Here is a 9,098-nt window from a genome sequence, read left to right as displayed (position 1 = left end):
GTGATGGTGACCCGGTCGTCGCCCAGAACGGCCTGCTTGTCCCAACCGCACATCTTGGCCAGGCGGTCGATGGCACGGACGGCGACGGCCGACTGCTTGCCCCTGGCGATGACAGCCAGCAGGGCCAGGGCCTCGTCCCGCGTGATGGTAGCCCGCTCCTCGGCCTCGGCACGGAGCTGCTCAACTCGGCGGGCAACGGCGGGGACTCGGAACAGATCGATGGCCTTGCGGTTGACCGTCGCCGGCTGCATATTGGAGGTGCTATAGGCATGCCGGTAGGCAGCCGACATGCTGCCGTGCAAGACGTAATGCTCGGCGGCCATCGCCTGCCTGGGCGTCAAGCCGTGTTCGTCCCTGTGTCTGCTGCCGATCATGCCGTTTTCCTGCCGTTATAGCCTCGTCATATGCACTATTATATCGCGCGACGGAGCAAATCACAAGCAATCTGAAGCGAGACGTCGCCGCCTTCAGCCCGGAGCATTCTGTCGATTCTGTCAATTTCGTCATAGGGGTCCGCTATTCACAGCCATCGTTCATGCCCCCGCAGTCGATCGGACTAACGTCAGGATTGCAGCTCGGATCGGTTCAGGGAGTGATGCCCAAGCCTCCACGACATGCACCAACTCCGGCGGGAGATCCTGTCGGGGCACGAATAGGGCACACTTGCAGTGCAGCGAATTGCCCGGATTGTGTTCGCAATCTGTTGCGGTACTGTCATTCTGCCATGCTGCTCCGTTGCCGCAAGTGTCTGATTCTGCAAGGCTTTGCGTTGGTTCTGTAGGGGATATGGACCGGTCCTGTTGGTCACAACACTTTTTGCCACCACGGGTTCGAGCCCCGTATCCTCCACCAGTAAGCCCCGGCGGAACGCAGACTTATGACGCGGACGCCGGGGCTTCCTTTTTGGGGTCCGCTGCCATATGGCGGCGGACATGGCACCGGAGGCGCACTCACGACGAGTTGCGAACCCCGCCGCCCGCCGCCCGCCGTCGGCTCGTTGACTGCGGGGATGGCGGCGTCTCGCCGGGGCACCATCGGCAAGAGCCTGCACGGCAGGGGACGGCCGTGCCTACCCATTGCAGGGGCAATCAGGCGGTGTCCTGAGGGCGCTCCATGAACGTGGCGGTGGCCGTGGCCCGGACCTCTCCCTCCTGGAGCAGTTCCGCCTGAACGCTGTAGAGCGACCTGCGTGCGTCGGACATGCGCGCGCGGGCTGTCAGCTCGTGGCCGACCCGGATCGGGGCGTGGTAGCGGATGGCCATCTCGGCCGTGACGGCGGTGACGCCGTGGGCGAACAGGCAGTTCGTCATTGCGCCGTCCAGCAGGGCTGCCGCAACCCCGCCGTGCAGGATGTCGCAGTAGCCCTGGCAGTTCACCTTGCAGTCGAACCGGCCTTCCACCGCGCCATCGTCCCGGAGGCTGAACCGCACGCCGAGCCCATTCTGGTGAGCGCGTGTGCATACAACGCAGCGGGGGTGCGCCCGGAGGCGGTTCCGCTCGAGTTCCTGTTGGTCCGGCTTGGTCAGCAGAGGCATGGGGCTGTCCTTTCGTCCCTGGCGGAGGCGTGTGCGCCGGCGGCCGCCCGGCGGCCCGGCCTCAGGGCTGGACGAGGTAGTCGGCGACCGCGCGGTAGAACGTGATGACCGCCAGGATGGCGCAGTGACGGCTGCCCTCGGTCAGAAGGGGGTCCGCGTCCATGATCTGTCGCGGGCTGATGGTCAGCGCGTCCGGAAGCGGCCGGCCCTGTGCGGCCGAGGCGACGGCGTGGCCGTAGCGGTGCGTGTCCTCGCACCCCTCGGTGTAGTATTTCGCCTCGGTGATGACGCCGTCGCGGATGCTGAGGTAGACCTCCATCTCGTCGCCGCAGGCCCCGCGCACGTGGGCGGAGCCGCACGGGTCGTTCATGCGGCCGAAGAAGCCGCTCTCAGTCGGTGAGGGGGCGCCTGTGAGCGAGGGCCGTCCGGCGTCCCGCGTGTCGTCCGGCATAGGGAAAGGCCTCCATATGTTCAAGCTCATTAACATTATAAACGAACGGCAACGCAAAGCCAGCGAAACCGGATGCTGCTTGCTCCTGAGGCGCGGAGCGCGTATGATCGGGCGCGGATGCAGTCCGGCGTGTGCTGGAGCGCGCGCCGGGCCGATGCCATCGGACCGAAGGCCCGCGGATGGGACGGTGGAGGACCAGTCTGGCTGCCTGCCGGTTCATCGTTCCTTACCGCTCGCGGGCGCAGGTACTGCGCAGTCAGAGCGGCGCGCTCCGGAGGCTTCTGGCGCATGCCTACCGCCGGGTTCCCTTCTACCGTGAGGCGTTCGACCGGGCCGGGGTACGGCCGGAGGACATCCGCACGGCGGCCGACCTGCCGGCCCTGCCGGTGGTGACCAAGGACGAGCTGCGCGCCGCGCCGGTGCGGGAGACGTTGGCCCGGGGGCTGGACCCGGAGCGGCTGGTTACCATCCGCACGAGCGGCACACTGGGGGAGCCGTTCACGGTCTACTCGTCACGGTTCGAACTCAGCCTGCTGATGCTCTCCTGGTTCCGGCCGTTCCTCCGCTACGGGCGCCGGCCCCGCGACCGTATGGCCGTGCTGCAGTACATGCGCTCCCACGTGTTGTACTCCAACGCGCTTTCGGACGTCCTCCGCAACGCGCTCGGTGCGTTCCCCAAGCTGAACATTGACATGTGCTGGCCGGCGGGGGAGCTGGTGGCGGCGCTGCGCCATTTCCGTCCGGACATCCTGGCGGCCTACCCGGGCGTGCTCCTGCGCGTGGCCGAGGCGGCCGGGCCGGAGGACCTGCGGCGGATCCGCCCGCGCGTCATCTGCGTGGGCGGGGAGGTGATCACGGATGCGGCCCGGAGGGCCATCCGGCAGGCGTTCGGCGCCCAGGTCTACAACTGCTACGCGAGCGAGGAGATGAGGCTGATCGCGTGGGAATGCCCGCAGACGGGCGCCATGCACACGATGGACGACACCGTGATCCTCGAGGTGCTCAAGGACGGCCGTCCGGCGGCCGAAGGGGAGCGGGGCGAGGTCGTGGTCACGGGCCTCCACTCGTACAGCATGCCCTTCATCCGCTACCGCCTCGGCGACGTCGTCACGAAGGGCGCGGACGTGTGTGCCTGCGGCCTGCCGTATTCGACCATCGGCGATGTCCAGGGGCGCCTGCTGGACCAGTTCCTGCTGCCGGACGGGCGGCTGCTGCATCCCTACGACATCGCGCGGGTGCTGCTGGAGACGACGGACTGGATCTGGTCGCACCAGATCGTGCAGGAGCGGCGCGACCGGATCGTGCTCTACGCGGTTCCCCGGGGCCGGCCGTCGCCGGACGCCGTGCGGGGATTGGAGCGCCGGACGGCGACGTTGTTGGGGCCTGAGGTGGAGTTCGGCGTGGTCCTCGTCGATCGGCTCCCGCCCGCACCCAGCGGAAAGCTGCAGTACGCGCGGAGCCTTGTGGGCCGGGGGGCGGACGCCTGACCCTGCCGCCGAGGCGGGACCTGCGCCACACACGGACACACGGACAGCGCCGCCGGACGCGCATGTACTCGTCACGCCGCTGGGCGGGCACGCCCGGGGCCGCGCATTGGCCGGGCCGCGCTGCGCGCGACTGCGCCGTTCGTGTGCCCGTGCACGCGCGCGTGCTCAGGCGGGCTGCCCGACGGGATACCGTTCCGCGAGTTCGCGCAGGATCGGGCCGTTGTGCAGGCGCCAGGCGCAGACGGGGATGTACTTGAGTTCCCCGGTCTGCGGGTCCAGATAGGCGTGCACGGTGGGGCAGCGTTCCAGGCGCTCGGTTTCCAGGACGTGGTTGTCCTCCAGGGGGAGGATGATGACCTGGAAGGTGTCCTGCCAGTGGGTGCGGTGCTCGCGGATCGTGCGGGTCTTCTTCCCGAACAGCTTCTCGAAGCCCGCCATGACGATGTTGTAGAGCTTCACGGGGCCCCAGCCCTTGAACAGGCGTCCGAATCGTACCCGGCGGGCGATCAGGAAGAACAGCTGCGGCAAGGCGATGGTGCGCAGCGCGAACCGACGCAGGTGCAGCCATCCGAGCAGCTTGCCCAGTGCGGAGTGCTGCCAGCGTTCCTCGCGGGCGGCGAACTGCTTCTCCAGCCGGATCGCGTGCCGCGCGATGTCGTGCAGGTTGCCGCGCAGGTAGTGGTCGATGGGGACCCAGCGTTCGCCGTTCGAGACCAGGAGGTAGACGCTCTCGCAGTTGGGGTGCGCTCCGCCGTAGATCGACGAGGCTTTGTCGATCAGGCCCGTCAGGTGGCGGAACTGGGAGAGCAGCCCGGCGGGGATGAACTGGATGTCGTACTCCGGGTAGGCGTCATTGACCAGGGCTTCTGCGTCTTCGGTCGTCATGCGGTTGGGCGAGTAGTCCCACTCCGACTCCTTCCACATGTGGGCGAGCGGCATCAGGTAGATGCAGCGGAAGGCGTGGCGGTGCCGATGGCAGAGGTCGAGCAGTTCGGGGACCAGGTGGTCGTTGAGTCCGTGCGCGATGACCGAGACCATGATGGCCTTGGCGCGCCGCGTCCTGGCGATGTTCTCGATGGCCTTCTGCTTCAGCTCCATCACCTTCGGGGTGCCGCGCAACTGCGTGTAGGTCTCGGGGTTCGACCCGTCGTATGACATCATGATGATGGCGCGGTTCTTGATGAGTTCGGCCGTGTACTCCTCATCGGCCAACTTCTGTCCGTTGGTGAAGATGCGGGTCGTCAGCTTGTAGGACTTCGAGAGCTTCACGATGTCCATCAGGTCCTTGCGGACGGTCGGCTCGCCGCCGAACAGGGCGATGGTCGGCGGCTCTTCCATCTCGGAGAGCTGGCGGAACAGGCTGTCGAAGTACTCCAGCGGCGGCTCATACCGGAAGCCCATGGCGGGCACGTTGTCCAGGCAGATCGGGCAGTTGCTGTTGCAGCTGTTCGTCAGGTTGATGAACGCGTAGGTCGGCGCCTTGCCGAGGTTGCACTGCCGGCACTGGATGGCGCAGCCGTGGTAGTCGTAGTCGAAGTCCAGTTCCCGCTTCGCGTTGCAGCGGTCGGCACGGTTCGAGATCATCGTCTCGGTGTCGCCGCAGTCGGGGCAGTGCTTGACAAGGTAGACCTTGCCGTCGCGGTCCACGCGTTCAGTGGGCACCAGCTTCTCGCACGAAAGGCAGAACGACTTATTCATCCTGAGGTCTCCCATGGATCGGGATCTACCGGTTGTGATCTCTGGGGAACGGCACGCCGTGGACCGGGGTGTCCGGGTCCACTCAGGGTATTCTACTGCTTCTCGAGGGGCAAAAGCAGCATGCTTCCGGCGATTTCTGCGGTGCGGTTGCTGGGGCCCCCACGGCGTGCACACGCACGAACGCGCACGGCGGCGCGGCGGCCCGCCACCTGCCCCCAGGCCCCGCCCCCCCCGGCTCCGGGCCCCGGGCGAGGACGCCCGGGGCTGCTATCCATTGCGGCCCGTCAGGGGGCGGCGTTCTCATCGACCAGGTGCTGCCGCTGCTGGTAGTAGGCGCTCATGACGGCGATGTAGGGATCGAGTGCGTTCTCCTTCAGGTCCTCGTAGGCCCAGACGCCGAGCGACCGGTCGTTGATGCGCTGGACGGCGCTGACTCCGGCCACGTAGGTCAGGGGATTCATGAGGGCCTCGGGTATCGAGCCGATGGCGTCGCGCAGGCAGGACGGGCCCATGACGGGCAGGGTCAGATGGATGCCGGGCCCGATGCCGTAGTGCCCGAGGGTCTGTCCGAAGTCTTCCTTGCGGGGCTTCAGGTCGAACCACCTGAGGGCGGGATCCCAGACGCCCAGCACCCCGACGGTCGAGTTGAGGCCGAAGCGTGCGGCCTCGGTGGCGGTCCCCTTCAGATCGCCCTGGGCGGCGCAGTTGAACGCCCGGCCGACGACGCCGAGGTTGTCGAAGGCGTTGCGGAGCCCCACGCGCACGGGCCGGGGGCTGACGGCGGCCCAGCCTTCGGCGACGGGCTTGAGGACCCAGAAGTAGAGCTTGTCGTTGAGGCCGAAGAACGCGCGGTTGACCGGCTCGATGGGGTCCCGTATCTCGGGGCCGTCGTCGAACTCGTCCGGCCAGGGCAGTTCCTCGGACTCCACCTCGCCGGCGGCCGCCCCGGGTGCGGCGACCGCGGGGTTCTGTCCGGCGGTGTCCGCCGGGCGCGTGGCGGCGCAGCCGACGGCGACCAGCATCAGGGCCATGACGACGGGGAGTCGGGTCTTCATTGAGCCTCCTCCTGCGCCTTCCGTGCGGCTGCCACGAGTTCGGCGCGCTTGCGGTCGGCCTCGGCCACACGCTCCTTCAGGCGTTCGAGCAGCCGCTCGTAGGAGGAGCCGACGATGATGTTGTTGAACTGTGACCGGTAGTTGGACACCATGCTGACGCCCTCGATCTGAACGTCGTAGACGAGCCAGCTCGGGCGGGTTCCCGTCTCGGGCGGGTCGCGGGGGACGTCGGCGCTGCGCAGCCAGTAGACGATGGGCACCTCCGTGCGGTCGCGGGTGACAGCCAGGGTGCGGACCGTGGCGGAGCGTTCCTTGACGTCCTCCTGTTCGTAGCGGATCTCGGCGTCGAGGTTGCGCTCGATGGTGGTCAGGTAGGTGTTCGCGATCAGGTGGCTGAACAGCCTGGTGAACTCCTCGCGCTCCTGCGTCGACCGGCGGTTCCAGTGGCGCGCCAGGGAGCGCCGGGCCATCTCGGTCCAGTCGAAGTTCTTGTCGGAGTCCTTGCGCACCGCCTGGTAGCGGGCCTCCGCGTTGATGTCGCCCTGCAGGTCGGGGTCGCGAAGGATGTCGAACAGGCTCTGGGTGGCTACGCGGGCGAACTCGACGGGGCTCGGCGCGGCGTCCTCCGGGGGCTCGGCGGCCAGGGCGGCCCGGCCGGCCATGCAGAGCGTCAGACCGAACAGAAGCAGCAATGGGGCGATCCGCTCACACATCTGAAGGCTCCTCCGTTCCTCTTGGTCAGATATCGCCGAACGCGTATTTGCCGATCAGGGACTCCCAGTCGAACGCCGGTTCGGTCTGGGCGATGCGGCCGCCCGGCGGGATGAGTTCCTCCGATCCGCCCGGGCTGATCTCGACGAACTTCTCGCCGATGAGGCCCTGGGTCTTGATGGACGCGATGGCGTCCTCCTGGAGTTCCAGGTCGCTGCGGACTTCCAGCACCACGCGGGCCGCGTACTCCTCGAGCGTGATGGACCCGATGCGGCCGACCGTGACGCCGGCGACCATCACCGGCGCTCCGGCCCGCAGGCCTCCGACGTTGCTGAAGACGGCGTCGACCTGCTGGTAGTCGCGTCCCCATAGCTCCAGTCCGCCGAGGCGGACGGACAGGTACCCGAGGCACAGGATGCCCAGTACCATGAACGCTCCGACGGTCATCTCCACGTGGAAGGCCTTCATCGTTGTGTGCGTCCTCCAGTCAGTAGGCGAACACCCGTCCTTTGTCCCTACCCGTCCCGGCCACGCGCGCCGGACGGAACCGCCTCGTCTTCGGCCTCGACGTCCACGAACGCGCGTACCCGCGGATCGTCGCACGCGTCCAGTTCCTCCGGGGTGCCGGCGAAGACGAACCGTCCGTCGTCGAGCAGCGCGATCCTGTCCACGATCCGGAACACGTAGGGGATGTCGTGGGACACGATCACGGCCGTCAGGCCGAGGCGCTTGTGGCAGGAGTGGATCAGGCGGCCGATCGAGCGGGCGATGCGGGGGTCCAGGCCCGTGGTGGGTTCGTCGAACAGGACGATCTCCGGCGACTGCACCAGCGCCCTGGCCAGGGCGGCCCGCTTGACCATACCGCCGCTGATCTGGGCCGGGAACTTGTCCTCGGACTCGTGCAGGCCCACGTTCTCCAGCTCCTGCATCACGCGTTCGCGGATCTCCCGCGCGCTCAGGCGCGTCTTCTCGCGCAGGGGGAAGGCGACGTTGTCGTAGACGGTCATGGACTGGAAGAGCGCGCCGCCCTGGAAGACGAAGCCGAACCGGCTCCTGAGCTTCTCCAACCTGCGTCCGTGCGTGTGGGCCAGGTCGTGCCCGTCGACCAGCACGCGCCCGCTGTCCGGCCGCATCAGCCCGGCCAGGTGCTTCAGGAACACGCTCTTGCCTTCGCCGCTCGGGCCGATGAGGGCCACGGCCTCGCCGGACCGGATCTCCAGCGAGGCGCCCTTGAGCACCTCGGTGCCGTCGAACGACTTGTGCAGGTCGATGGCGGAGATCATCCCGGCCCTCAGAACAGGATCGATGTCAGGAAGTAGTCGAACACGAGGATCAGGACCGACGAGAGGACCACCGACTGGGTCGTCGCCCTGCTGACGCCCTCGGCACCGTAGCCCGCGCGGCTGCCCTTCCAGCACGACACCCAGGCGATCAGCGCCCCAAAGGCCAGCGACTTGTAGAGCATCGCGGCGATGTCCTCCATGTCCACGTAGTCCATCATCTCGCCGAAGTACGTGCCCGCCCCGATGCCGAGGAAGCGCACGCCGACCACGTAGCCGCCGACGATGCCGATGGCGTTGAAGACGGCCGTCAGCAGCGGCATGCAGACGACCGCCGCCAGCAGCACGGGCGCCACCAGGTAGCGGAAGGGGCTCAGGCCCATCAGCTCCAGCGCGTCGATCTCCTCGTTGATGCGCATGATGCCGATCTCGGCGGTGACGGCCGACCCCGCGCGGGCCGTGACCATCAGGGCGCCGATCACCGGCCCCAGCTCGCGCAGCAGGGCCAGGGCCACCATCGGCCCCAGAAGGGCCGTGGAGCCGACCTGCGCCAGCGTATAGTAACCCTGGTAGCCCAGCACCATGCCGGTGAACAGGCCCGTGAGCAGGATGATGACGAGCGACTGGAAGCCGAAGAACTGGACCCGCTTCATCAGCAGCCCGAACTTGAACGGCGGGACACTGGCCGTCGCCAGCGTCCGGCCCATGAACACACCCATGTTGCCCATTTCCCGGACGACGTAGACGACGGGCGCACCGATGCGGGCCAGAAACACGAGGGCGGATTTGTCCGTCAGGGCCAACGGCGTCTTCTCCAGCGGGTACGGCATAATCGGATGCGCATGAACGTCACCACCCGGCGCGTCGGGCTCGGCGGCCGT

The 9,098-nt window shown here is 67.6% G+C and carries 10 protein-coding genes; 1 reads left to right on the top strand and 9 read right to left on the bottom strand.

All coding sequences use genetic code 11. The features are described from left to right. The 3 genes from GXY85_02795 to GXY85_02785 all read right to left on the bottom strand — a co-directional run. On the bottom strand, window positions 1-374 hold a 374-nt coding region (locus GXY85_02795), incomplete at its 3' end, for a hypothetical protein (protein ID NLW49757.1). Window positions 375-1,088: 714 nt separating this feature from the next. Further along, on the bottom strand, window positions 1,089-1,535 hold the full coding sequence (locus GXY85_02790; protein ID NLW49756.1) for a PaaI family thioesterase: 447 nt from the start codon (window positions 1,533-1,535) through the stop codon (window positions 1,089-1,091). 61 nt (window positions 1,536-1,596) lie between these two features. Continuing rightward, window positions 1,597-1,986 (bottom strand): iron-sulfur cluster assembly scaffold protein, encoded by a 390-nt coding sequence (locus GXY85_02785; GenBank protein ID NLW49755.1) that lies wholly within the window; start codon window positions 1,984-1,986, stop codon window positions 1,597-1,599. Between the two features lie 179 nt (window positions 1,987-2,165). Between GXY85_02785 and GXY85_02780 the strand changes: the two genes are divergently transcribed. Then, window positions 2,166-3,473, top strand: a complete 1,308-nt coding sequence (locus tag GXY85_02780; GenBank protein ID NLW49754.1) for a phenylacetate--CoA ligase family protein — start codon at window positions 2,166-2,168, stop codon at window positions 3,471-3,473. A gap of 165 nt (window positions 3,474-3,638) precedes the next feature. Here the strand turns inward: GXY85_02780 and GXY85_02775 are convergent, their stop codons facing one another. The 6 genes from GXY85_02775 to GXY85_02750 all read right to left on the bottom strand — a co-directional run bounded on the left by GXY85_02775 (window position 3,639) and on the right by GXY85_02750 (window position 9,047). After that, window positions 3,639-5,171 (bottom strand): radical SAM protein, encoded by a 1,533-nt coding sequence (locus GXY85_02775; GenBank protein ID NLW49753.1) that lies wholly within the window; start codon window positions 5,169-5,171, stop codon window positions 3,639-3,641. A 284-nt stretch (window positions 5,172-5,455) separates the two neighbouring features. Next, window positions 5,456-6,226: a VacJ family lipoprotein gene (locus GXY85_02770; GenBank protein NLW49752.1), complete on the bottom strand. Its 771-nt coding sequence runs from the start codon at window positions 6,224-6,226 to the stop codon at window positions 5,456-5,458. Then, the gene (locus GXY85_02765; GenBank protein ID NLW49751.1) at window positions 6,223-6,939 is read right to left on the bottom strand and encodes an ABC transporter substrate-binding protein; all 717 of its coding nucleotides are present in this window, start codon (window positions 6,937-6,939) and stop codon (window positions 6,223-6,225) included. The genes GXY85_02770 and GXY85_02765 overlap by 4 nt, the downstream gene beginning before the upstream one ends. Before the next feature lie 25 nt (window positions 6,940-6,964). Further along, on the bottom strand, window positions 6,965-7,405 hold the full coding sequence (mlaD, locus tag GXY85_02760) for an outer membrane lipid asymmetry maintenance protein MlaD (GenBank protein ID NLW49750.1): 441 nt from the start codon (window positions 7,403-7,405) through the stop codon (window positions 6,965-6,967). A gap of 47 nt (window positions 7,406-7,452) precedes the next feature. Continuing rightward, window positions 7,453-8,220, bottom strand: a complete 768-nt coding sequence (locus GXY85_02755) for an ABC transporter ATP-binding protein (GenBank protein NLW49749.1) — start codon at window positions 8,218-8,220, stop codon at window positions 7,453-7,455. An 8-nt stretch (window positions 8,221-8,228) separates the two neighbouring features. After that, a complete protein-coding gene (locus GXY85_02750; protein NLW49748.1) occupies window positions 8,229-9,047 on the bottom strand; it encodes an ABC transporter permease in 819 nt (272 codons plus the stop codon). Window positions 9,048-9,098 lie beyond the last annotated feature (51 nt).

The organism is Candidatus Brocadiaceae bacterium (assembly GCA_012728835.1).
GTDB lineage: Bacteria > Planctomycetota > Brocadiia > SM23-32 > SM23-32 > JAAYEJ01.
Note: the sequence above shows the minus strand (reverse complement) of the source record. Positions and strands in the feature narration are given on the sequence as shown.